25 protein-coding genes are annotated in these 23,148 nt (G+C 68.3%); 18 read left to right on the plus strand and 7 right to left on the minus strand.

Features of this window, described 5'->3' with window-relative positions; translation table 11 throughout:
* Positions 1-60: 60 nt before the first annotated feature.
* The 4 genes from DNK54_RS14110 (at position 61) to DNK54_RS14120 (ending at position 3,156) form a co-directional block, all read left to right on the plus strand.
* Positions 61-1,092 carry a MerR family transcriptional regulator gene (locus DNK54_RS14110; RefSeq protein ID WP_162602471.1) on the plus strand — a complete coding sequence of 344 codons (1,032 nt, stop codon included), beginning with the start codon at positions 61-63 and terminating at the stop codon, positions 1,090-1,092.
* A 192-nt stretch (positions 1,093-1,284) separates the two neighbouring features.
* Positions 1,285-1,419, plus strand: coding sequence for a hypothetical protein (locus DNK54_RS21730; protein ID WP_275426270.1), 135 nt, complete (start codon positions 1,285-1,287; stop codon positions 1,417-1,419).
* An 11-nt stretch (positions 1,420-1,430) separates the two neighbouring features.
* Positions 1,431-1,871 carry a hypothetical protein gene (locus tag DNK54_RS14115; protein ID WP_110207643.1) on the plus strand — a complete coding sequence of 147 codons (441 nt, stop codon included), beginning with the start codon at positions 1,431-1,433 and terminating at the stop codon, positions 1,869-1,871.
* Positions 1,872-1,914: 43 nt separating this feature from the next.
* A complete protein-coding gene (locus DNK54_RS14120; RefSeq protein ID WP_110207644.1) occupies positions 1,915-3,156 on the plus strand; it encodes a M20 family metallopeptidase in 1,242 nt (413 codons plus the stop codon).
* On the opposite strand, the gene DNK54_RS14125 is transcribed toward DNK54_RS14120, so the two are convergent.
* From DNK54_RS14125 to DNK54_RS14140, 4 genes are read right to left on the minus strand one after another with little or no spacing between them, the layout of a single operon-like run.
* Positions 3,153-3,470 (minus strand): DMT family transporter, encoded by a 318-nt coding sequence (locus tag DNK54_RS14125; protein ID WP_275426271.1) that lies wholly within the window; start codon positions 3,468-3,470, stop codon positions 3,153-3,155. The genes DNK54_RS14120 and DNK54_RS14125 overlap by 4 nt on opposite strands.
* Positions 3,467-3,820 (minus strand): DMT family transporter, encoded by a 354-nt coding sequence (locus tag DNK54_RS14130; RefSeq protein ID WP_110207645.1) that lies wholly within the window; start codon positions 3,818-3,820, stop codon positions 3,467-3,469. The genes DNK54_RS14125 and DNK54_RS14130 overlap by 4 nt, the downstream gene beginning before the upstream one ends.
* Positions 3,821-3,862: 42 nt before the next feature.
* Positions 3,863-5,020 (minus strand): acyl-CoA dehydrogenase family protein, encoded by a 1,158-nt coding sequence (locus DNK54_RS14135; RefSeq protein WP_110207646.1) that lies wholly within the window; start codon positions 5,018-5,020, stop codon positions 3,863-3,865.
* A gap of 2 nt (positions 5,021-5,022) precedes the next feature.
* The gene (locus DNK54_RS14140) at positions 5,023-6,618 is read right to left on the minus strand and encodes a class I adenylate-forming enzyme family protein (RefSeq protein ID WP_110207647.1); all 1,596 of its coding nucleotides are present in this window, start codon (positions 6,616-6,618) and stop codon (positions 5,023-5,025) included.
* 122 nt (positions 6,619-6,740) lie between these two features.
* Here DNK54_RS14140 and DNK54_RS14145 point away from each other — a divergent pair, with 122 nt between their 5' ends.
* A complete protein-coding gene (locus tag DNK54_RS14145) occupies positions 6,741-7,214 on the plus strand; it encodes a MaoC family dehydratase (protein ID WP_110207648.1) in 474 nt (157 codons plus the stop codon).
* A 26-nt stretch (positions 7,215-7,240) separates the two neighbouring features.
* Complete coding sequence (locus DNK54_RS14150; protein WP_110207649.1) at positions 7,241-7,885, plus strand: TetR/AcrR family transcriptional regulator; 645 nt, start codon at positions 7,241-7,243, stop codon at positions 7,883-7,885.
* Positions 7,886-7,904: 19 nt separating this feature from the next.
* Here the strand turns inward: DNK54_RS14150 and DNK54_RS14155 are convergent, their stop codons facing one another.
* From DNK54_RS14155 to DNK54_RS14165, 3 genes are read right to left on the minus strand one after another with little or no spacing between them, the layout of a single operon-like run.
* Entirely contained in the window at positions 7,905-8,417 is a 513-nt protein-coding gene (locus DNK54_RS14155; protein ID WP_110207650.1) for a flavin reductase family protein, read from the minus strand.
* Entirely contained in the window at positions 8,410-9,249 is an 840-nt protein-coding gene (locus DNK54_RS14160; RefSeq protein WP_110207651.1) for a VOC family protein, read from the minus strand. The genes DNK54_RS14155 and DNK54_RS14160 overlap by 8 nt, the downstream gene beginning before the upstream one ends.
* Entirely contained in the window at positions 9,246-9,977 is a 732-nt protein-coding gene (locus tag DNK54_RS14165; protein ID WP_110207652.1) for an enoyl-CoA hydratase/isomerase family protein, read from the minus strand. Before DNK54_RS14165 ends, DNK54_RS14160 begins: the two co-directional genes overlap by 4 nt.
* A gap of 72 nt (positions 9,978-10,049) precedes the next feature.
* Here DNK54_RS14165 and DNK54_RS14170 point away from each other — a divergent pair, with 72 nt between their 5' ends.
* From DNK54_RS14170 to DNK54_RS14225, 12 genes are all read left to right on the plus strand, one after another.
* Positions 10,050-10,910, plus strand: coding sequence for an alpha/beta fold hydrolase (locus tag DNK54_RS14170; protein WP_162602472.1), 861 nt, complete (start codon positions 10,050-10,052; stop codon positions 10,908-10,910).
* Positions 10,911-11,179: 269 nt separating this feature from the next.
* A complete protein-coding gene (locus DNK54_RS14175; protein ID WP_162602473.1) occupies positions 11,180-12,568 on the plus strand; it encodes an ABC transporter substrate-binding protein in 1,389 nt (462 codons plus the stop codon).
* A 1-nt stretch (position 12,569) separates the two neighbouring features.
* Complete coding sequence (locus DNK54_RS14180) at positions 12,570-13,406, plus strand: ABC transporter ATP-binding protein (protein ID WP_110207655.1); 837 nt, start codon at positions 12,570-12,572, stop codon at positions 13,404-13,406.
* A complete protein-coding gene (locus tag DNK54_RS14185) occupies positions 13,403-14,314 on the plus strand; it encodes an ABC transporter permease (protein WP_110207656.1) in 912 nt (303 codons plus the stop codon). Before DNK54_RS14180 ends, DNK54_RS14185 begins: the two co-directional genes overlap by 4 nt.
* Before the next feature lie 5 nt (positions 14,315-14,319).
* On the plus strand, positions 14,320-15,207 hold the full coding sequence (locus DNK54_RS14190) for an ABC transporter permease (RefSeq protein ID WP_110207657.1): 888 nt from the start codon (positions 14,320-14,322) through the stop codon (positions 15,205-15,207).
* Positions 15,204-16,025, plus strand: a complete 822-nt coding sequence (locus DNK54_RS14195) for an ABC transporter ATP-binding protein (RefSeq protein ID WP_110207658.1) — start codon at positions 15,204-15,206, stop codon at positions 16,023-16,025. Before DNK54_RS14190 ends, DNK54_RS14195 begins: the two co-directional genes overlap by 4 nt.
* Positions 16,018-17,403, plus strand: a complete 1,386-nt coding sequence (locus DNK54_RS14200) for a zinc ribbon domain-containing protein (RefSeq protein ID WP_110207659.1) — start codon at positions 16,018-16,020, stop codon at positions 17,401-17,403. Before DNK54_RS14195 ends, DNK54_RS14200 begins: the two co-directional genes overlap by 8 nt.
* A gap of 4 nt (positions 17,404-17,407) precedes the next feature.
* Complete coding sequence (locus DNK54_RS14205; protein ID WP_204164612.1) at positions 17,408-18,592, plus strand: acetyl-CoA acetyltransferase; 1,185 nt, start codon at positions 17,408-17,410, stop codon at positions 18,590-18,592.
* Positions 18,589-19,500 (plus strand): SDR family NAD(P)-dependent oxidoreductase, encoded by a 912-nt coding sequence (locus tag DNK54_RS14210; RefSeq protein WP_204164613.1) that lies wholly within the window; start codon positions 18,589-18,591, stop codon positions 19,498-19,500. Before DNK54_RS14205 ends, DNK54_RS14210 begins: the two co-directional genes overlap by 4 nt.
* A 37-nt stretch (positions 19,501-19,537) precedes the next feature.
* A complete protein-coding gene (locus DNK54_RS14215) occupies positions 19,538-20,041 on the plus strand; it encodes a VOC family protein (RefSeq protein ID WP_110207661.1) in 504 nt (167 codons plus the stop codon).
* Complete coding sequence (locus tag DNK54_RS14220) at positions 20,041-21,579, plus strand: class I adenylate-forming enzyme family protein (RefSeq protein WP_110207662.1); 1,539 nt, start codon at positions 20,041-20,043, stop codon at positions 21,577-21,579. Before DNK54_RS14215 ends, DNK54_RS14220 begins: the two co-directional genes overlap by 1 nt.
* On the plus strand, positions 21,576-23,120 hold the full coding sequence (locus DNK54_RS14225) for a class I adenylate-forming enzyme family protein (RefSeq protein ID WP_110207663.1): 1,545 nt from the start codon (positions 21,576-21,578) through the stop codon (positions 23,118-23,120). Before DNK54_RS14220 ends, DNK54_RS14225 begins: the two co-directional genes overlap by 4 nt.
* The last annotated feature ends 28 nt before the right edge of the window (positions 23,121-23,148 follow it).

The raw sequence follows: 23,148 nt of genomic DNA on the forward strand, positions 1-23,148 counted from the left end.
TGGGGGAAGGCCACAGCGTGGCGTCGCGGCGAAGAGTTCGCCGAGACGAGGATGAGTGACATGACGCGCCTGAGCATCGGCGACTTCGCCACAGCAACGGGACTGACGCCCAAGGCTCTCCGGCTGTACGACGAGATGGGCCTGGTGCGTCCGGCTGCGGTCGAGGCGAGCAACGGCTACCGGTGGTACGAGCCCACCCAGGTCGAAGGCGCCCGCCTGGTCGCCCAGCTCCGACTGGTGGGGATGCCGCTGGCCCGGATCCAGGAGGTGGTGGGCCTGCAGCCGGAGTTCCGACCCGCCGAACTGCGGTCCTGGTGGCGCCAGGTCGAAGCGGACCATGTGGCCCGCCGTACCCGGCTCGCTCTCCTCGTCGCCTCGACAGGTGAGGAGCAGATCATGCAGATCGATCAGGAGATCCAGCCGCTCGTAGCCGCTCGCGGTGGTCGTGGCGCCCGCGAGCTGCAGCTCGACGTCCAGCACGTTGGCTGCCGCGTCCATGCCATCGCCGACGGGTTCGGGCAGGACGCCGGCCTGCCGCGGGCGGTGGCGGACGCGCTGGCAGGGGTGGCCGAGCCGGTCGGCACACTCGACCCGGTCGGCTTCCTCGACGCCGTGGTCGCCAGGGTGGCGGCCGCGGTGGCAGCACGCGACGGCGCCGGCACCACGCTGACGCTGTTGTTGATCGGTGACGACCGAGCCGCGATCGCCCATCTTGGCGACAGCCGCGCTCACCTGGTCCGCGAGGGCAGCGTGGAGCGGTTGACTCGCGACCACAGCTTCGTGCAGGCCCTGGTCGACGAGGGTCGGCTCACTCCCGAGGAGGCCCGCGTCGAAGACGGTCGTGCGCGAATCACTCGGGCCCTCTCGGGCGAGCAGCCGGCCGAGGCGGACGTCACGATCGTCGCCGTACGGCCCGGTGACCGGTTCGTGCTCACCACCGACGGCGTGCACGCCGTCCTGCCCGCGCGGGAGCTGGCCGAGTTGCTGACGCGCCCCGACGATCCTGAATCGGTGGCTGCGGCGGTAGAGGCGGCGGTCCGCGAGCGCGGAGCGCCGGACAACTACGGCGTAGTGGTGATCGAACTGCCGTGAGTAGGTGAGCCGGACTCAGCCCGCTGCTGGCTGACTTTCGCTCGCGACGGCGTGCTGGCGCAGGCTCTTGTTCCGAGGCTCGGAAGGTCGATTCGGAATGGATCGGTGTTGCCGGCTATATGGTCAATGCCGAGGGGTGCTGCTTGTCTGTCGCCGCAAGGGTGGGTGTTTAACAGCGCCGACACTGCTCGCGTGGCCCGCAACTGGGGTTGGCCGATCAACTGCGGTGCACGAGTGCGCACCTTCGTCCGCGGCACGGTCTATAGGCAGGAGACCGGGAGCTACGTGACCGGCGGTTGGTACAGCACTCCGTTTGCCAAGAAGTGAGCGAGGTAGTCATGGGCCAGAGGGTCTTGGTTTGGATCGGCGGTGCGGCTTGTGCGGCGGTGCTCTTCCTGGGATCCGCGGCAGCGGGAAGCGCGCTCTTCGATGGCGCGCCTGGGGAGAAGCCGGCCGAGGCGGCACAGCGCTGGGAGCCTGACTTCGAGCGCAACGAACAAGGATTGACCTATGGGGGCATCACCGCTGGTGAGGATGAGTACGTCGACGAGGACGCGTATCGCGATCTCATGCTTGTCGTGAGTGACGAGGGCAGGCGCGGATACGTCTACGCGGAGGAGTTCTTCCCTCGCCCGCCGAGCACTCTCGAGGAGGCGCGGGAGATGGCGGCGAATCCGCGGGCTGCGGTCCTGGACGTGTTCGAGTCCGATGGAGTGACCAAGATCGGCACCTTCACGATCACCACCGGCGAGCGACCGGGTGCGCCAGCAGCGCCCTAGAGCGAGCCTTGCCACCGGCTCTCAACTCCGAGATCATCGGCCGGTGACTGAGATCTCGGAGCGTCCGGATACCACTGCGTCGGCGCTCTATTCCTCCATCGAAGACACCCTCGCTTCCTGGCGCGACCAACTGGTCGCGACCAGCCACGACCTGCACGAGCACCCGGAGGTCGCCTTCGAGGAGCACCGTTCCGCTCGCGTGGTCGCCGACCTGCTCGAAGCGGCGGGCTTCCGTACGCAGGTCGGCGTCTATGGCCTGGAGACGGCGCTCGAGGCGGTGTCAGGCAACGGCTCGCTGACGGTGGTCATCTGCGCCGAGTACGACGCGCTGCCGGGAATCGGTCACGCCTGCGGGCACAACATCATCGCGACCGCGGGGGTGGGGACGGCCATCGCGCTGGCAGGCATCGCCGACGAGCTCGACCTGACGGTCAAGCTGCTCGGCACCCCGGCCGAAGAGGTGGGTGGCGGCAAGGCGCTGATGCTGGAAGCCGGTGCCTGGGAGGACGCGACGGTCTCGCTGATGGTCCACCCGGGTCCGCCGATGGCGGTGCGCACACAGGACATGGTCACCCAGGGCCGGGACCGCTTCCGCGTCACCTTCTCCGGACGGGCCTCCCATGCCGCTGCGGCACCTCAGCTGGGCATCAACGCTGGGGACGCCGCCACGATCCTGCACGTCGCCCTCGGGTTGTTGCGTCAGCAACTCCGCGACGGCGTCCGTCTGAGCGCGGTCACCCTCTCGGGGGGTGACGTCTCCAACGTCATTCCTGCCTCTGCGTCCGTCGAGGGCGAGGTGCGCTCGATGGAGGTCGAGGAGCTGGGCTCGCTCAGGGCGAGGTTCCTTGCGTGTGTGGAGGGCGCGGCGATCGCCACCGGGTGCACCTTCGAGGTGACACCCGTCGACCCCATCTATGAGCCGTTGGTGCAGTACCCCTTCCTCGCCGACAGCTATGACGCCGCCATGAGGCGGCTCGGCCGGGAGGTGCCGGAGGAGGCCGTTGTCATGATGGGTGGCTCCACCGACATGGGCAACGTCAGCCAGGTCATCCCCGCGATCCACCCCGCCATCGCGGTGCACGGAGCCGCGGGCATGCCCCACACCCTGGAGTTCGCCTCCGAGACCAAGAGCCCAGCTGCCGACGATGCCGTCCTGGCCGGTGCCTACGGACTCGCCTGCGCGGTCGTCGACCTTGCCACCGATCCCGATGCGCGTGCTGCGGTGCTCCGGCTGCAGGCCGAGCGACCCGTCGGCTCCACCCGCAAGCCCGCTTACCGCGGCTAGCTGCCCACCTCGATCGCCAGCACCCCCGCTGCGATCAGCGCGATGCCCAGGGCCATGGTCGGGGTGAGCGGCTCTGCGAAGAGCAGACGGCTGAGAACGGCGGTCAGCGCCACACCGACGGCGGACCAGATGCCATAGGCCACCCCGAGTGGCATGCCGTGCGCCAAGGTGACGCCGAGCATGCTGAAGGCACCCACGTAGCCGACGAGTACGCCGACCATCCAGATCCGTCGGCCGGTCGCCGCCATCCGCAGCGACAGGGTCCCGGAGAGCTCGAGGATGATCGCGCCGGTCAGCGCTAACCAGGCGATCACGACGCCTCCTCCGCCCGTGGGCGAGCGCCCAGCTCGACGCACAGCACGCCGGCGATGACCAGCACGATGCCCACGCCCATGAGCAGGGTCAGCGGGTCGTCGTACAACACGGTCGACAGCACCGCTGTCAGTGCCACACCGGCCGCACCCCAGATGCCGTAGGCGACGCCCAGCGGCATGCCGGCGCGCAACACCAGACTCAGGCAGGCGAACGAGGCGAGGTACCCGGTCGCGACAAGCAGGTAGAGAGCGGGCCGATCGAGCGCGGCCTTGAGCGCGAGACTGCCCGTGACCTCCGCGCCGATCGCTCCGGCCAACAGTAGCCACGCGCGGGCGGGCTCGGCGATCATGCCGGAAGGGTATCGGCGACCTCGTGCCTCGCCGTCGCCTACTCAGAGACCCATCTGCCGAGCGATGATCATCTTCATGACCTCGGAGGTGCCGCCGAAGATCCGGTTGACGCGGTTGTCGGCGTAGAGCCGGGCCACCGGGTACTCGGTCATGTACCCGTAGCCGCCGTGCAGCTGCAGACAGCGGTCGATGACGCGCGAGGCGACCTCCGTGCAGAAGAGCTTGGCCGACGCCGCCTCGGCTGCGGTCAGGGAGCCTGCGTCGAGTGCCTCGAGCGCTCGATCGGCTACCGCTTGCGCGGCGTCGACCTCGGCCTGGCAGGCAGCCAGCTCGAACTTCGTGTTCTGGAAGCTGACCAGGGCCTGGCCGAAGACCTCCCGCTGGCGGACGTAATCGACAGTGAAGTCGATGGCCGCCTTCGCTTGGGCGTACGCGGAGTAGGCGATGCTGAGTCGCTCCTTGGGGAGGTTGTCGCCGAGGTAGTGGAAGCCCTTGTGCTCCACGCCCAGCAGGTTCGCTCGTGGCACCAGGACGTCGTCGAAGGCCAGCTCGGCGGTGTCCGAAGCCAGCAGCCCCAGCTTGTTGAGCTTGCGCCCCACGGAGAAGCCGGGCGTCGTCGTGTCGACCACCAGCAAGGAGATGCCGAAGCGACGGTCGGTCTCGCTGGGTGGCGCGGTTCGCGCGCAGACGATGATCCGATCGGCTTGGGCTCCGCCGGTGATGAAGGTCTTGGCGCCGTTGAGGACGTAGTGAGTGCCGGCATCGTTCAGGCGTGCGCTGGTTGTCATGCCCGCCAGATCCGAGCCGGTGCCCGGCTCGGACATCGCGATGGCGAACATGGTCTCGCCGGTGACGAACTGCGGAAGCCAGGCTCGTAGCTGCTCCGGTGTGGCCAACTGCAGCAGATAGGGCAGGCATAACGCGACGTGTACGCCGGAGCTGCCCAGGATGACCCCCGCCCGCGCGGTCTCCTCGCACTCGATCGCGGCGAACTTGAAGGAGTCGATGCCTGCGCCTCCGTACTCCTCGGGCACCTCGATGCCGAACATGCCCAACTCGCCGAGCTTGCGGTAGAGCGAGCGTGGCACGGCGCCGGCGGCCATCCACTCGTCGTAGTGGGGGACGACCTCGGTCTCGATGAACCTGCGCAGGGTGAGGCGGTAGCTCTCGTGGTCTTCCTGGAAGACGGTGCGCTCCATGGTCAGCGGCTCTCCTCGCTCGTGGCCACCTCGGACCTGATCACTCGCTTGAGTACCTTGCCGCTCGCGTTGCGGGGCAGGGCATCGACAAAGCGAACCTGCTTGGGCGCCTTGAAGTGCGCCAGCTCGACACGACTCCACGCGATCAGCTCATCGCTGGTGAGCGTCGATCCCGATGCCCTCACCACGATGGCCAGCGGGACCTCCCCCCACTCGTGGGAGGCCACTCCGACGACGGCGCACTCGGCCACCTCGGGATGCGCGCTGAGGACGCGCTCCACTTCGGCCGGATAGACGTTCTCGCCGCCTGAGACGATCATCTCCTTGAGCCGGTCCACGACGAAGAGATAGCCCTCCTCGTCGATGTATCCGATGTCGCCGGTGCGGAGCCAGCCTTCGGAGAACGCCGCCTCGGTGGCTTGCGGGTCACGCCAGTAGCCGGCCATCCGATGCGGGCCGTGGATCCAGATCTCGCCTCGCTCGCCCGGTGCTGCGCCGGCGCCGCTCAGGTGGTCGACGACGCGCAGGTCCACGCTGGGCAGGGCCCGGCCGGCAGAGGTGAGGAGACGGGGTTCGGTCAGGCCGCGCTCGTGGTCCGCGTGATCGAGGATGGTGACGCCGCCGGAGGACTCCGTCAGACCGTAGCTCTGCACGAAGCGGCACTCGAGTGTCGTCATCGCCGCACGCAGGAGGTCCGGGGTGATCGGTGCTGCGCCGTAGATGACGTAGCGCAATCGTGGCAGGCACCCTGGCGCGGCGTCGGGCAGTTCCAGCAGCCGTTGGATCACCGTGGGTACGACGATGGCGTGGGTGACTGCCAACTCGCGCAGGCTGCGGAGCAGCGCGTCGGGCGCGTGAGGGGTGAAGGCGAGCAGCTCGGCGCCCACCAGAGTGGCGACCAGGGCCAGACCCAGGCCGGAGATGTGGAAGAACGGGATCGGTGCCATGGCCACCGACGACTCGTCGAGCTCAAGCAGGTTCTGGACGCCGGCCAAGGCCTGCGACAGGTTGTGGCCGGTGAGCATGACGCCCTTGGGGTGGCCTGTCGTGCCGGAGGAGTAGAGGATCAACGCGGTCTGGTGGCCGGCACCATCGGCGTGCGGGTCGATGGCCGGATGGTCGCGGACCCACTCCTCCAGCGAAGCGGCGTCGGCATCGACGACGAGGGGCCCGCCGTTGGCCCCCTCGATCGCGGGGACGAGGTGTTGCTCGTCCGCTCCGACGAAGACAACGCGTGGGTCGGCGTTCTCGATGATCCAGGTGACCTCGCTTGGCGCGAGGAGGATGTTCACCGCCGTTGCGACGGCCCCGGCCTTGGCGGCGCCGTACAGCGCAGCGAGGAACTCTGGCGAGTTGCGGGCAACGCAGGCGACGCGATCGCCTGGGCGGACCCCCGCGGCGATCAGGCGTTGGGCGATGCGTGAGGACAGGTCGTCGATCTGACGGAAGGTGGTGACCGTGTGGGGGGTCCGCATCGCCACGCCCTCGGGCGTGGCGAGGGCGCGCGCTCGGATGATGTCGGCGACGCGGGTCAATGGCTGTCCGTCGGGAAGGCGAGAGATCAGCGGGCTGCTGGTGTCGGCAAGAGGCACGGTCATCGATCCAAACGTCCGGGAGGAGTACGAGTGGGCGCGGTGGAGGAGCGCTCCGAGGGGCGAGTGCGGCCGGATCGGAGTGTTAGCATTCCCTCCGGTCGGTATTATCCATGAAGGGGCGTGAAATGTCTGCACCCAGCACCACAACCGTGGTCAGGCCGGGCGATCTTCTCGAGCTCGTCGGCAGAGAGCTCGGCGCGAGTGGGGAGCATCGGATCAGCCAGGCCCAGGTAGATGCCTTCGCGGAGGTGACCGGGGACCACCAGTGGATCCACGTCGACGTGGAGCGGGCCGCTCAGGGGCCCTTCGGATCGACCATTGTGCACGGGTTCTTCACGCTGGCTCTCGTGCCGCTGATGCTGGCGGACATCCTGGTGGTCGAGGAGACCTCGATGGGAGTCAACTACGGTCTCGACAAGGTCAGATTCGTCTCGCCGGTGAGACCGGACGAGCCGATTCGTGCCCGGGCAGAGCTGCTTTCTGCCACAGTGCTGAAGGACGGCGGCGGAGTGCAGGCGTCTGCTCGGGTCACCGTCGAGCGCGTTGCAGATGCCACAGTCTGCTGCGTGGCGGACATAGTCTTCCGTTACTACGACTGAGCGATGAAGCCGAACGGGGAAGAGTGATGCCAGAGGAGAAGAAGTCCGGTCGTCGTAGGTGGCCCGACGGCTACGACCCTGGGCGGACCCGGGGCCAACTCGTCGACAGCGCCCTGCGCCTCTTCGAGGAGCAGGGTTTCGATCGGACGTCGCTGCAACAGATCGTCTCGGACGCAGAGCTGACCAAAGGTGCGTTCTACCACCACTTCCAGAGCAAGGAGGATCTGCTCTGGCAGATCCAGGACGAGTACCTTGCCTCCCAGTGGGAGGCGGCGGTCGCCATCTCGGAAGGCGATGAGGAGCCGATCCAGAAGATCAGGTCGCTGATCCTGCTCAGCCTCGAGGGGGTCGCCAAGCATCGACCCCACGTCGCGATCTTCCAGCAGGAGCGGCGCAACCTGACCGGCGAGCGTCTCGCCGACGTGACGGCGAAGCGCGACCGTGTCGACATGCTCTTCCGTCAGACGGTCCAGGAGGCGATCGACGCCGGTCAACTGCGGGCTGACGCGAGCCCGCGCCTGGTGACCTTCGGCATCCTCGGCATGTGCGCCTGGGCCTTCCAGTGGTTCCGCCCGGGCGGCAGCATGAAGATCCAGGACGTCGCCGACCAGTTCTCGACGATGATCCTCGACGGGCTGGCCGTCGACCGCGCCTCCTTCCCGGCCACGTGAGCTGCCCCGGGCGTCGTGCTCACGAGCCCGGGGTCAGGAATCGGCCGCGGTGGAAGCCGAGGGCGGTGAACTCGGAGGGCTTGTGATGGACCTCGTCGACGTCGATCAGGATGATGACGTGGTCGCCGCTCGTGATGATCGGCCCGGGCCGGCCCACGAGGGTGGCCGACGTGCTCTCGATGATCGGCACGCCGTCCGGGCCTGAGGACCACTCGATCCCTTCGAGCTTCGTCTCGCCCGAGAGTCCCGAGGTCGCGAAGCGTCGAGCCAGATCCTCCTGGTCCTCGCGCAGGATGTGCACCGCTATCTGTCGGGCGACCTCGAGGACGGGGAAGCTCGAGGAGGAGGTCGCCAGGCAGAAGAGCACCTGCGGCGGGTCGAGGGAGACCGATGTGAACGAGTTGACCGTCAGCGCGGCGAGTCGCCCGTCGCCGGTGACGGCAGTGACAGCAGTGACCCCGGTCGGGAACTGGCCACAGGCGTCCCGGAACTCGCGGGTGTCGAAGAGCGGCTCGGTGAGAGGTTCAGTCATGGGGGCCTGCCTGTCGGGCTGGTGCGAACGGGGCCGTACGTAATGAGGACTCGAGTTCGATGAGGTAGAGCGGGTTCTCCTCGGAGTCGTGCACGACGTGAAGGGTCCCGTTCGGGCTCGATACCGGGCCGATCACGGAGGCGCCCCCCAGGCTGACGACCCGGTCGATCGCGTCGGCGAGCGTGGCGACGTTGAAGTAGGGGACCCAGCGGGCGGGGAGCTCGTTCGGCCAGGCGCTCTCCAAAGTCAGCAGGCCTGCGACGGGTTGCCCGTCCAGCTTGAGGACCGAGTACGGCTGGCCCGTCGAGGAACGGAGCAGGTCGGCGGTGAAGCCGAAGAGTGCGCCGTAGAAGGCAGCGGTGCCGGCCGGGTCGCCGGTGGAGATCTCGTTCCAGCACAGTGAGCCGATCGAGTTGAGGGCCTCGACCCCCGCTCGTGCCCCCGCTTCGTAGAGCCCCAGAACGGCGCCTTGGGGATCCACGATGGTCGCGCCGGTGCCGGCGGCGGGCAGGTGGCGCGGCTCGAGCAGGACCGTTGCCCCCAGCGAGGTGGCGCGGTCGATGGCACTCTCGATGTCGTCGACGGCGAAGTAGGTGATCCACCCGTGCCGTCGGCCCGCGTGCAGCAGGGCGGAGTCGATGATGCCGGCGACATCGTGGCCGCCTGCCTCGCAGATCCGGTAGGCGCCCTGGCCGAACTGCTCGCGCCGTACCGTCCAACCCATGAGCGCCCGGAAGAACGCCTCCGCCTGGTCCGGCCGGGCGGTACACAGTTCCACCCAGGCCGGCTCGCCCGGCGCGAAGGGCGGGGCTGCGCCGCCGTGATGGTTCATCGGGTGTCTCCTTGGGTGAGAGCGGTGGTGACCGTCCGAGCCGCGATCTCGTAGGCACGGTCGGGCCGGCCCGTGACGCGGCTCGACTCGACCACCTCGACCACGGCGCGGAGAGTGCCCGCGGGGATCCGCGCCAAGGTCTCCACGAGGCCGTCCACCTGCTGGTCCAGGTCGCCGCCGTGCACAACCCGTGAGACCAGCCCCCAGGAGGCGAGCTGCTTCGCGTCGGCGGTGCCGTGAGTGAGCAGCGCGTACGCCTGAGCGCGGGGCAGTGCCTGGGCGATGAGGTGGCCGACGCCGGCGGGTGCGAAGCCGAAGCCGACCTCCGGCATCGATAGCTCGACGTCGTCGGCGGCGATGCTCAGGTGCAGGGCGGCGAGCAATCCAACGCCGAAGCCGATCACCTTGCCGCGGACGCCGGCGACTACGGGGACGGGAAGGTCGCGGATCCGCGCCAACAACTCGTCGCTGGTGCGCAGGCTCGCGGCGACCGCGTCGGTGCCGCTGGCGGCGAGCGAGGCGAACGAGCTCGTGTCCCACCCTCCGCAGAAGTGGCGCCCGGCCATGTCCAGCCGTACGACGGCACACTCCGGCCGGGCAGCCGCCCGTTCGAGGGTGGTGGCGAGCTCGTCCAGCTGAGCGAGCCCGAAGCTGTTGCCCCGGGCGGCGTTGTCGTACCGGACCACGGCAACGCGATCGCCTCGTTCACGTGACAAGGTGGTGGACATGGTGCGAGCATACGTACCAGTCGGTATGAATGTAAACCGCGGGTCTGCAATCGAGTTCCGAGAGGTGTGGAGATGGTCCAACTGGAGAACGGCAAGCGCAGGGTTCCGATCGACGGCTACGAGGTGCACTGCGAGATCATCGGCACCGGTGCTCCGCTGCTCATCGTGCACGGAGGCATGGGATACGGGTACAAGGGCTTCCGGCCCTGGCTCGACCCTCTGGGGGCGGAGCGCACTCTGGTGTTCGTGGATCTCCCTGGCAACGGCGGAAGTGACACGCCAGCCGACTATGAGCAGTGGTCGACGGTTGGCCGGCTCTCCGACGTACTGCACCGGCTGCGTCAGGCTCTCGGCCTCGAGAGGTGGAGCGTGCTGGGGCACTCCTTCGGCGGCTACGTCGTGCAGTCCTACGCGCTCGACCACCCGGGCGATCTGGACGCACTGGTCATCTCCTGCTCGACCTCGATCATGGACCACATGGACGAGTCGATGCGCGCGGCCCGAGCGGCCAGCCACAGTGACGAGCAGTTCGAGGTGATCCGCGACCACCTCATGGTCCCCAAGGCCAGTGACGAGGAGTTCGATCGCATCACGGCGCTGGCCCGCTCGGCCTACTTCGCCGATCCAGATTTCCTTGGTCGGGACGTGCCGATGCCGACGGGCGGCAGCGCTGCCGCGTTCAATGCGACGCTGCGGATCTGGGAGAACAGCGACCTCGCCGAGCGGATTCCGCAGATCGGCGTCGTTCCGACGCTTGTCCTCGGGGCGGCGCGTGACTGGACCTTCCCGGTCGCGGTGGGTGCGCGGCGGACCCATGAGCTGGTCCCTGGGTCGGCGTACCACGAGTTTGCTGACTCGGGGCACTTCCCCTACGTCGAGGAGAACGAGGAGTACCTGACGATCGTCTCCGGCTGGCTCCGAGAGCGTGCCTGAGGCGGTTCCTCGACCGTCCGGCTCAGGCTCGTGTGAGCCCGATCTCATTTGGCTGTTGACTTGATACCGGCTGGTCGGTACTTTGTGATCGTCGTCTCGGAAGCGCTGAATCCACACCGCAGGAAAGATGAGGGACCATGTTCAATCAGAAGCGCAGGGGGTTCCGCCGTTCGGCGGCTGCCCTCGCCGCGGCCGGGCTCATGATCGCCGGGCTCGCGGCTTGCGGAAGCGATAGCTCCGCGAGTGGCAGCTCGGACACCCTCCGAGTCGTGCTCGCCGCCCAGCCCACCACTCTCGACCCGATCGCCGGTGCTCGCTCCGGTCAGGTCGTCTGGGACACCGTCATCGAGCCGTTGGTGCACACCGACCTCAATCTCGAACCGACGAAGGACGGCCTGATCACCGATTGGGAACGTACCGACGACACCACCTGGACGTTCACGCTGCGCGACGGGGTCACCTTCAGCAACGGCGAGCCGGCTGACGCCGAGGCGGCGGTCTTCGCCCTGACGAAGGTCCGTGACGAGCCGACCTCGATCCTGAAGTCCTTCTGGACCAACGCCGAGTCGTTCGAGGCGCCGGACCCGACGACGCTGGTGATCAAGACCAAGGCTCCGCAGTACGACCTCGTCAACAACCTGGGCACCATCTACATGATTCCGCCCACCTACTACGCCGAGAAGGGTCCGGAGGGCTTCTCCGCCGCGCCGATCGGCACCGGCCCCTACCTGTTCGACGGCCAGCGTGCAGGCCGGGACATGACGGTGGTTCGCAACCCGGACTACTGGGGTGACGCAGCCAAGACCAAGAAGATCGTCTACAGCTGGTCGTCCGAGGCGTCGCAGCGCCTGGCCCTGCTGCGTAGTGGCAGTGCCGACGTGGTCTACGACCTGCCCCCGACCCAGCAGGAGGAGGCCAAGAAGGCCGACCTCGAGGTGATGGCAACGGAGTCGGCGATGAAGATCGTGGGCTTCCTGCAGACCGACAAGGCGCCCTTCAACGATGCGGACGTCGCGAAGGCTGCGGCTCTCGCGGTCAATCGTGACCAGATCGTCAGCGGAATCTTCCAGGGCGCCGCGGCAGCCGATGGTGGCCTGCTGAACGTCAAGCCCGGTGAGCAGCCCGACGATGTCGTCACCCAGGACGTCGACGAGGCCAAGAGCCTCATGGGCGGACGCTCGGTCGCCGTCACGGTTACCTACCCTGCCGGGCAGTACACCAACATCGAGGAGGTCGCCCAAGCAGTCGGTGGCCAGCTCGAGGCGGTTGGCTTCAAGGTGAAGTACAACCCGATCGACTACGGCAGTCTGGTCACGCAGGTCGGCGGTGGCGAGCTCGACGGGCTCTACATCTTCGCCGCGGTGCCGAACGTCGCGGTTCCCTCCTTCTTCGTCAACGGGTTCGTCCGCTCCGCGTCGATCACCAAGAACTGTGGAGACCCGAAGCTGGACGCGATGGCCGACGAGGCCGTGGCGGCCCCGGACAAGGAGGCGGCCGAGGCGATCTACGACGAGATCAACAGGATCGCCGTCGTGGAGAAGAACTGCTACATCCCGCTCTACCGTCAGGTGTATGCGATCGCCACGGCCAAGAACGTCTCCGGCCTGGTCTACAACCCGATCAACGCCTCTGACTTCACCGGCGTGACCGTCGGCTGACATGACCAGCACATCCCACGGAACCAGCCTGGTCGGCGCGGACTCCTCCTCCGCGCCGGCCGGGCCGGTGCTCGACATCACCGACCTCGTCGTCGAACATCGACGTGAGAAGTCCAGGGAGCTCTTCCGTGCAGTCGGCGGCGTCTCCTTGAGCATGCAGCCCGGAGATACCGTCGGCGTCGTCGGGGAGTCGGGCTCAGGCAAGACCACCCTGGCCATGGCCGCCACCGGCCTCGGCCCGCGCACCTCGGGAAAGATCGAGCTGTTGGGTCGTGACCTCGATACGTTGAGCAAGCAGCAGTTGCGCGCGCTGCGGCCCGAGGTCCAGGTCGTCTTCCAGGACCCGCACGGATCCCTCGACCCGCGCCAGTCCGTGCGCTCCGGCTTCCGCGAGCTGCGACGGCTGCAGCCGAAGCGGACCTCGTGGACCGATGACGTTGCACTGCTGGACCAGGTGCGACTCGGTCCCGAGATGCTCGATCGCTATCCGCATCAGCTCAGCGGCGGCCAGGCGCAGCGGGTCTGCATCGCTCGAGCCCTGCTCATGCGACCGCGGCTGATCGTTGCCGACGAGCCCACCTCGGGCCTGGACGTCTCCGTGCAGGCCGACGTGCTCGACCTGCTCCGCGAGTCCCTGGCCGACAGCGGCGCCTCGATGCTCTTCATCAGTCACGACCTTGCCGTCGTGCGCAACCTGTGCAGCCACGTGATGGTGATGCTGCACGGCGAGGTCGTCGAGGCAGGGCCGACCGAGGAAGTGCTGAACGCGCCTCGACACGACTACACGCGCAAACTGCTGGCCGCGATGCCAGGTGCGCGGTGGAGGGAGAAGAGATGATTCGCCGGATCCTGATCCGGGTGGCCGCCGTCCTGGTCACGTTGCTGATCGCGATCAGCATCGCCTTCGCCCTGGGCCGGCTCTCCGGTGACCCGACCGCCTCGATCCTCGGCCCGATGGCAACGGAGGGCCAGCGCGCCGATCTGCGCGCCGAGCTCGGGCTCGACCAGCCGCTGCTCCTGCAGTACTTCGACTATCTCGGCGGCATCTTCACCGGAGACCTGGGCAACTCGCTCCAGTTCTACCAACCCAACCTGACGATGATCCTCGATCGCGTGCCGTTCACGCTGCAGCTGGTCGGGGCCGGCATGCTCATCGCCATCGTGATCGGCGTGCCGCTGGGCGTGCTGGCCGCCACGCGCGAGGGCAGCTGGTGGGACCGCGCAGCGTCCGCTCTCGCTCTCCTGGGGCAGTCGATCCCGGTCTTCTGGCTCGGCATGATGCTCGTGCTGCTCTTCGCCGTCCAATGGGGTTTGCTGCCGGCTGGGCAGTCCGGGAGCGTGCAGCACCTGGTACTGCCGGCCTTGACGATGTCGCTCTATCCGATGGCACACGTCGCCCGGCTCACGCGCGCCACGATGAGCGACGTCCTCCGCGAGCCCTATATCGACGCTGCGCGCGCCCGGGGCCTGAGCGCCGGAAGCATCGTGTGGAAGCACGCCTTCAAGAATGCCTCCCTCCCGGTGCTGACCATCGTCGTCCTGCAGGCCGGCACACTGCTCTCCGGCGCTGTTGCCGTCGAGTACGTCTATGCCTGGCCCGGCCTCGGTCAGTTGGCACTGCAGGCGATCCAGTTCCGCGACTTCCCGCTCGTTCAGGCCATCGTGGTCTTCGGCGCGATCACCTTCGTGCTTCTCAACCAGCTCGTCGACCTGCTCCACGCCCTCATCGACCCGAGAGTGAGGTGAGTGGGATGACCGAAGCGATCGCGGCCCTCGACGAAGTGACTCCGCGGCGTATCCGCACCAAGCGGGCACGCACCTCGGTGTTCTGGCTCTCCCTGCCGTTGCTCGCCATCGCGGCGACCGTGGTGATCCTGCCGCTGACAGGGCTGCTGCCCGACCCCAACGCACAGGACCTCGACAACACGCTGGCTCCGCCGGTCTGGCTTGCCGGAGGTACCTGGGAACATCCACTCGGCACCGGAAAGCTCGGGCAGGACATCCTCAGCCAGATGGTCGCGGGCGGCCGGCTCACGCTCTTCATCGGCGTGGTCGGTGCCTTGGTGGCCATCGGCCCGGGCACACTCATCGGTGTCGTCGCCGGCTACTACCGCGGCTGGGTGGACATCGTCATCTCGCGCCTCATCGACGCGCAGCTGGCACTGCCGTTCATCCTCATTGCGCTGGCCATCATCGCCAACCGCGGCAACTCCCTCCCGGTGCTCTTCCTGGTGCTCGCGCTCACCGGTTGGGCGCCCTGCGCCCGCGTCACACGATCGGTGGCGATGGAGGTGCGCGAGCGCCAGTTCGTGATGGGCCTCCGTGCGGCAGGAGCCTCCGAGCCGCGCATCGTCTTCCGGCACATCATCCCCAACCTGATAGGAACGGTGGTTGCCCTCGGCTCCTTGCAGGTGGGGACCGCGATCCTGGTCGAGTCCGCGTTGAGCTTCCTCGGCATGGGCGTGTTGCCTCCCGACGTGAGCTGGGGAGCCATGCTCTCGGCCGGTCAGGACGTGCTGACCAACGCCTGGTGGGTGGCACTCTTCCCCGGCATCGCCATCACCTCGGTCGTCCTCCTGGTCAACCTCCTCGGCGACGCGCTGCTCACCCACAACGACCCCCGGAAGAGGAAGCGATGAACGCCGGCGGAACGCTTCTCGAGGTCAGCGACCTGACCGTCACCGCAGCCGTGATGGACCGGAGTCTCACCCTCCTGCACGGTGTGAGTCTCACCGTCGCCCCCGGCGAGGTGGTCGGTCTGGTCGGTGAGTCCGGCAGTGGCAAGACCACGCTCGCTCGCTCCGTACTGGGTCTGCTGGAGAGCAACATCACGATCGCGGGCGGCTCGATCTCGCTGCGCGGAGAAGAGATCGTCTCGCCCGCTGCCGACCGCACCGTCTCCATTCGCGGCAAGCACGCGGGCATGGTCTTCCAAGACGCGTCGCGATCCCTCAACCCTCTCTTCACCGTGCGCAGCCAGCTTGCCGAGGTGCTGCGGCGGCACGTTCCGGGCATCGGCAAGGACCAGATCGCCGCCCGGTCCGCACAGGTGCTGGAGCGGATGCGCATCGCCGACACCGGACGAGTTCTGGACAGCTACCCGCATCAGCTCTCCGGTGGCCTGCGGCAGCGGGTGGCCATCGGGCTTGCCGTGGTCACGGAGCCGGCTCTGGTCGTCGCCGACGAGTGCACCACCGCGCTGGACGTCACGACGCAGGCTGAGGTCGTCGTCCTGCTGCGCAGCCTTGCTGCCGATCTCGGTGTCGGCCTCCTCTTCGTCACCCACGACCTGATGCTCGCCAGCGATCTGTGCGACCGGATCGCCGTCATGTACCAGGGCGAGATCGTCGAGCTTGGAGCGGTCGACACCGTGCTGCTCCATCCCGAGGTCGACTACACCAAGCGGCTCCTGGCCGCCGTCCCTCAATGGAACGGAGCAACCTCACCCCATGCCTGACCGTCCTGGCATCTCGGCGTACGCCGCCTATCTGCCACTTCACCTGCTCAACGACACCCGGCTCGGACCCGGGCCCTCCCTCGGCGGACGACGCTGCCGAAGCGTGGCGAACCACGACGAAGACGCCCTGACCATGGCGGTCGAGGTGGCGGGCCTCTTGGGCGAGTCGACGGAGTCCGCTCCGCGCCTGCTGGTCGCCAGCACCTCCGCGCCGTACACCGCGCGCACGGCCGCGACCCTGGTCCACGAAGCGCTGGGGCTGAGTGCGGCAGTATCCGCGGTCGACCTCGCGGGGCACCGTGCCGGGTTCACCGCCCTCGATCTGGCCGTGGAGTCGTCGTCGCTGGCGGTCGCGTCCGACACCCGACTGACCCGCCCCGGCGCCCCCGACGAGCTCGGGCAGGGTGATGCCGCAGTCGCCTTCCTCGGCGGCACCGCCGCGGCGGCTGAGCTGCTCGGTCGCGGCTCCCGGACCCTCGAGCTCCTTGATCGCTGGCGGCTGCCCGGCGAGGTGGTGGACCGCACCTGGGATGAGCGCTTCACAGCCGACGTGCTGGTTGAGGCCGCAGGTGACGCCGTCCGCTCGACGCTGGAGGCGGCCGGTGTCGAGAGCGCGGACATCGTGGTGGTGAGCTCCACCAACCCGCGTGCCGGAGCTGCGTTGCGCCGGGCCCTCGGCTCCGACGGCTCCGACGCCGCCTTGGAGGCCGTGGTCGGCTTCACCGGGGCAGCGCACCCCGGTCTGCTGCTCGCTGATGCGCTCGACCGGGCCGAGCCCGGTCAGACCATCCTGCTGGTCTCGGCGGCGGATGGGGCCGACGCCTGGCTGCTCCGGGTCGGCGACGGCGTCCGTACGGCGCGTCGCGGCCGCAGCGTCGCCGAGCTGGTCGCGCGTCGCCAGCCCGTCGCCTATGCGGACCACCTGCGCTGGAAGGGGCTGCTCGACGTACAGGGACCGGCGCGTCCTGCATCTGCGCCGCCAGCCGCACCGCCGATGCATCGTCGACGTGGTTGGAAGTACCGACTCGAAGCGGTTCGCTGCGCGGACTGCTCGACTGTCACCACACCGCCGGGCAAGGCCTGTGCCGGCTGCGGATCGACGGCAGGCGGCAAGCCCGAGCTGCTCCACGCGAGTGAGGCGACGGTCGTCAGCGTCACGCAGGACCTCCTCACCACGATGCCGGTTCCATCGGTCGCCGTGGTGGTCGCCGACTTCGACGGGGGCGGCCGGCTCAGTGGCTACGCCACCGATGTAGCTGCCGACGACGTGGCGGTCGGAGCTCGGATGCGGCCCACCTTCCGCCGGATGTGGACCACCGAGGGCATTCACAACTACTTCTGGAAGCTGCGCCCTGTGGAGGGATCCGATGTCGAGTAACCGCATGATCCACGACGTTGCCATCGTCGCGATGGGCTGCACGCCCTTCCGTGACCACTGGACCAGTTCGGCCGACGACCTGGTCGTCGAAGCGGTCAACGAGGCCGTTGCCGGGGTCGCGGGCCTGACGCTCTCCGACATCGACGCCTTCTGGGTCGGCACGCAGGGGTCGGGGATGAGCGGGCAGACGCTCTCCAAGCCGCTGCGCATGAGCGGCAAGCCGGTGACCCGGGTCGAGAACTACTGCGCCACCGGATCGGAGGCATTCCGCAATGCTGCCTACGCCGTTGCGTCGGGTGCCTACGACATGGTGATGGCTGCGGGGGTGGAGAAGCTCAAGGACGCCAACGTCTCAGGACTGACCGCAGTGTGGCCGCCTGCCGACGGATCGGATGTCGACTGGACGGCCCCGGCAGGGTTCTCCTTGCTGGCCCCCGCCTACCAGAGTGCCCACGGAGTCGACGACCAGACGCTGCGGCAGGTCCTCACCGCGATCGCCGTCAAGAACCATGCGAACGGCGCCCTCAACGAACGCGCCCAGTTCCGCAAGCCGGTCAGTGCCGAGACCGTCGAGAAGGCGCCTCGCATCGCAGGACCCCTCGGTGTGATGGACTGCTCGGGTGTCTCCGACGGGGCGGCGACCGCGATCCTGGTCCGCGCCGAGGACGCGCACAAGTACACGGACAAGCCGATCTTCCTGCGGGGCATGGGCTTCGTCTCCGGGTCGGGAGAGGGCCTGGCGACCGACGGCTACGACTTCTCGACCTTTCCCGAGGTCGTGGAGGCGGCCCGTGTGGCGTACGAGCAGGCAGGCGTCACCGACCCGGCCACCCAGATCGACCTGGCTGAGGTGCATGACTGCTTCACCCCTACCGAGCTGGTGTTGATGGAGGATCTCGGCTTCTCCGAGCGAGGCAAGGGATGGCGCGACGTGCTCGACGGCCGCTACGAGCTCTCCGGTGCGCTGCCGGTGAATCCCGACGGCGGGCTGAAGTCGTTCGGCCACCCGATCGGGGCCACTGGGCTACGGATGATGTTCGAGGCCTGGCTGCAACTGCGCGGTGAGGCAGGGAAACGGCAGGTTCCCGACGCCGAACTGGCGTTGACCCAGAACCTGGGCGGGCAACCTGGGTCCTGCGTGGCGTTCGTCGCCGTCCTCGGCAATGCGTTGGGGGGCGAGAAGAGGTGAACGAGTCGCGCATCGACTTCACCGGACGCACCGTGATCGTCACGGGGGCCGGCAACGGTATCGGACGGGCACATGCACTGCTGCTGGCTGAGCGCGGTGCTGCGGTCGTGGTCAACGACATCGGCGGCTCGGTGCACGGTGCCGGCGGCGACGCTGCTGCGGCACAAGGGGTGGTGGACGAGATCCGTGCCGCCGGCGGCACGGCGATCGCCTCCACCGACTCGGTGGCCGACCCCGAGGGCGGCGAGGCTCTCGTCGCGCTCGCCGTGGACACCTTCGGCAGGATCGACGCGGTGATCCACAACGCAGGCATCCTGAGGGACCGCACCTTCGCCAAGATCACTCCCGACGACATCGACCCCGTGCTCGACGTCCACCTGCGCGGCGCGTTCCACGTGCTTCGTCCGGCCTGGCCGCACATGATCGAGCAGCGCTACGGGCGGATCCTGTTGACCACTTCGGCCTCCGGCCTGCTCGGCAACTACGGGCAGGCCAGCTACGCCGCTGGCAAGGCAGGTCTGCTCGGCCTCATGAACGTGCTCTCCGTCGAGGGAGCGCGCCACGGCATCCGCGTGAACGCGCTGTCTCCGACCGCGGCCACCCGGATGACCGAAGGGCTGCTCGGTGAGCTGGCCGACCACTTCGACCCGCGCCACGTCGCCGCGGTGGCGGCGTACCTCGTCTCCGAGCGGTGCGAGCTCACCCACCACGTCATCTCGGCCAGTGGCGGCCGGGTGGCGCGGCTCTTCGTCGGCTCCACCCGCGGATGGTACGGCGGGACCGAGCCGGTCGACCCCGAGGCCGTCCACGACGCCCTTGGTCAGATCTGCGATCTCGACGGCTTCATCGTCCCGGAGGACGGGAACGACGAGGTCGCACTGATCCAGCAGGCACTCCAGGGGAACTGACCCCATCACCTCGACCAATCCCGGGAGGGACCAGCAGATGCCAGTCAGCGAAGTGCACCACGTGGCCGTCACCGTCTCCGACGTGGAGAAGGCTGCGGCCTTCTACGAGAAGGCGCTCGGTTATCGAAAGACTCTGCGCACCGACGTCGGTGGCCCGGGCATCGAGACCTCCCTGGGCCTGCCTCCCGGCACCACCGGAAAGGTGCAGTACCTCCAGGGGCCCAGCAAGATCGGGCAGCTGGAGCTGATCGAGTGGAACGGCGTCAAGCGGCGCAGCGAGACCGCCGGACACCTCGAGCTCGGCACCTTCCTGCTCAGCTTCGAGGTGCCCCGTGACGAGCTCGACGAGGTCTACGACCGGGTCGTCGCCTGCGGGGGTGAGTGCCTTACTCCGCCCAACAAGGTGATGCTCCCCAACTACGGGTTCATCCACGCCTTCGCAGCCCGCGACCTCGACGGCAACCTGCTCGAGTTCGTGTCGCTCCCCACCAGGGAGGAGATCCTGGCCCTGCGGGCCGGCGAGACAGAGAGCGACGCCTGATGGCGACCCTGAACTTCACCCAGACGCTCCGCAGGCAGGCGAACCGGCGGGGCGACCACGAGGCGTTGGTGGACGGTGACCAACGCTGGACGTACGCCGAGCTCGACGCCGAGGTGGATCGGTACGCCGCCGCACTGCTGGCCGGTGGGGTGACGGCAGACGACCTCGTCGGGATCCTCGCTCGCAACCATGCGTCGTACGTGCTGGAGCTCCTTGCCCTCAGTCGGATCGGAGCCGTCTCCGTGCCGCTGAACTGGCGGCTGCACGCGACGGAGCAGGCCTGGATCATCGACCAGGCCGGAATCTCGGTGCTGCTCGCCGACGATGACTTCAACGACGACGCCGAGGTGGTGGCGGCCGAGACCGGTCTCCGGTTGGTGATCGGCAACCAGACCCGTCGTGTCGTGTCGGGTCCGCTCCTGGGCGATCTTCTCGCCGGAGTGCCAGCCGGAACGCGCGTGCCGGACGCCGAGAAGTCCGCCGGTGACCTGCACCGGCTGCTCTACACCTCGGGGACGACGTCGCGCCCGAAGGGCGTGATGCACACCTGCGGCAACGTGGCGGCCAACCACTACGCCCAGGTGCTGGAGCTGGAGCTGACGCCTGCGGATCGCATCCTGATCTCTGCACCGCTCTTCCACGTGAGCGGCCTGGAGGCACCTGGACTGGCCACCTTCGTCGCCGGGGGCACCATGGTGCTGTGCCCGACCTTCAAGCCCGAGGACATTGCCGAGGCGGTACGTCGCGAGCGCGTCACGGGTCTCGTGCTGGCTGCCCAGATCCTCTTCGGGATCAAGGAGATCGGCCGGATGGCGGACCTGGCGGAGGTGAAGTACCTGCTCTTCGCTGGGGTCGCCCCGACGGTACGGCGCCAGGTGAAGGAGCTGCTGCCGGCGGTACGCCTCGTCGACACGTACGGCATGACCGAGCTGACCAACGGCGCCTGCTACATGGACGCCGCGCACGAGCAGGAGAAGGTGGGCTCGCTCGGGCCGCCGGTCGCCGGTGTGCAGCTGCGGATCGTGGACGGCGACTTCAACGAGCTGCCCGCCGGTGAGCAGGGCGAGATCATCGTGCGTGGGCTGAAGGTCTCTGCCGGCTACTGGCGTGACGAGGAGACCACGGAGCGCAGCCGTCGTGACGGCTGGTTCCTGACCGGCGACGTGGGCTACCTCGACGAGGACGGCTACCTCTGGTTCGTGGATCGGCGCACGGACCTGATCAAGTCGGGCGGCGAGAACGTCGCGACTGCCGAGATCGAGCGCGTCCTAGCCGCCCATCCGGCGGTCGCTGAGGTAGCCGTGATCGGCGTGCCCGACGCGCGGTGGGACGAGGTCCCGAAGGCGTTCGTGATCGCGCACGGCGGTGTCCTGCTGACGGAGGACGACCTGCGCACCCACTGCCGTGCCAACCTGGCGAAGTTCAAGGTGCCGCGCGACTTCGCCCTGGTCGACTCCCTGCCACGCAACGACTCGGGCAAGGTACTCAAACGCGTCCTCCGAGAGGACGAGGCGAAGACGACTGGAGCCGCACGATGAGCACCGTGAACCTGAGCCGGATGCTGCTGCGCAACGCCCGGCGCTTCCCCGACGCGGAGGCCCTGGTCTTCGAGGGACGACGCTGGAGTCACGGAGACCTCGATCGGGACGTCAACGCTCTCGCGGCGACGCTGCATGCCCGGGGTCTCGGCCGGGACACGCGTGTCGCGGTGGTTGCCAACAACGTCCCCGAATATCTCGTCCTTGCCCTTGCCTTGGCCAAGCTGGGCGGGGTCCTGGTGCCTCTGAACTACCGGCTCACCGGCGGTGAGCTGGCGCAGCTCATCGGGCATGCCGGCGTCCATGCTGTGGCCACCGTCCCTGAGTTCGCCCCGGTCACGGCCGAGGCGCTGGAGCTCGCTTCGCTCGACGTCGAGCGACTCGCGCTCGAACCGATCGACGGCTGGCAGTCGGTGCGGGCAATGATCCAGCAGGGGCAAGGGCAGCGCGTGGCCGATGTGGAGGTGGAGGCCGACGACCTGCAACGGGTCGTCTACACCTCCGGAACGACCTCGCTGCCCAAGGGCGTCCGACTCAGCCACGGCAACGTGAACGCGAACATGCATGTGCATGTCCTCGAGCTGGGTCTCACCCCGCAGGAGCGACTGCTCGTCTTCGCGCCGCTCTACCACGTCGGTGGCACCGACATCCCAGGCTTCGCCGTCTGGCATGCGGGCGGCTGCCTGGTGCTGCAGCGGCGCTTCGACCCGACCGCCGTGCTCGGCGTGATCGGTGAGGAGCGCGTCACCGGCATGGTGCTGGGCGCCACCATGCTCGACATGCTGAGGCGCGCTGCCGAGAGTGCGACCCAGCCGCCGGAGCTCGGCAGCATGCGGTGGATCATCTACTCCCAGGTCACCCGGCCGCTCCATGCGGTGGCTCGCGATCTTTTCCCCGCAGCGAGGCTTATCGAGGGATACGGCTTGACCGAGACCTGCAGCGCGTTGACCTATATGGACGCGGGCCATGCCGAGTCCAAGCAGGGCTCGGTGGGAACGCCGGTCGCCTGGGTCGACGTGCGGGTGGTCGACGAGGACGACAACGAGGTCCCCCCAGGGGTGCCGGGCGAGGTCGTTGCACGCGGCCCCAAGGTGAGCTCCGGCTATCTCGATGACGACGACGCGACCGCCGTCGCCTTCCGTGGCGGCTGGTTCCACACGGGCGACGTCGGGATCATCGACGAGGACGGTTTCCTCTTCATCCGTGACCGGCTGAAGGACATGATCCGCAGCGGAGGGGAGAACATCGCCAGCGCCGAGATCGAGGCGGCCCTGGCCGAGCACCCCGACGTTCTGGCGGTCTCCGTCGTCGGCGCTCCCCACCCGGTCTGGGTCGAGGTGCCGGTCGCCTTCGTCATCGGCCGGCCGCAGCTGCGGGTAGACGACCTGGTCGCGCACGCGCGCCAGCATCTGGGCGGCTACAAGCAGCCCAAGGAGTTCTACCTCGTCGACGAGTTCCCCACGAACGCCTCCGGCAAGGTGCTCAAGCGATCACTGCGCGAGATGCAGCCCGACCTGGAACCGGCCTGGACCTACGCCTGAGGTCGAGCACAGCCCCCGGTGGTCGAGC

Origin of the sequence: Nocardioides daejeonensis (assembly GCF_003194585.1) — a bacterium.
Classification (GTDB): Bacteria; Actinomycetota; Actinomycetes; order Propionibacteriales; family Nocardioidaceae; genus Nocardioides; species Nocardioides daejeonensis.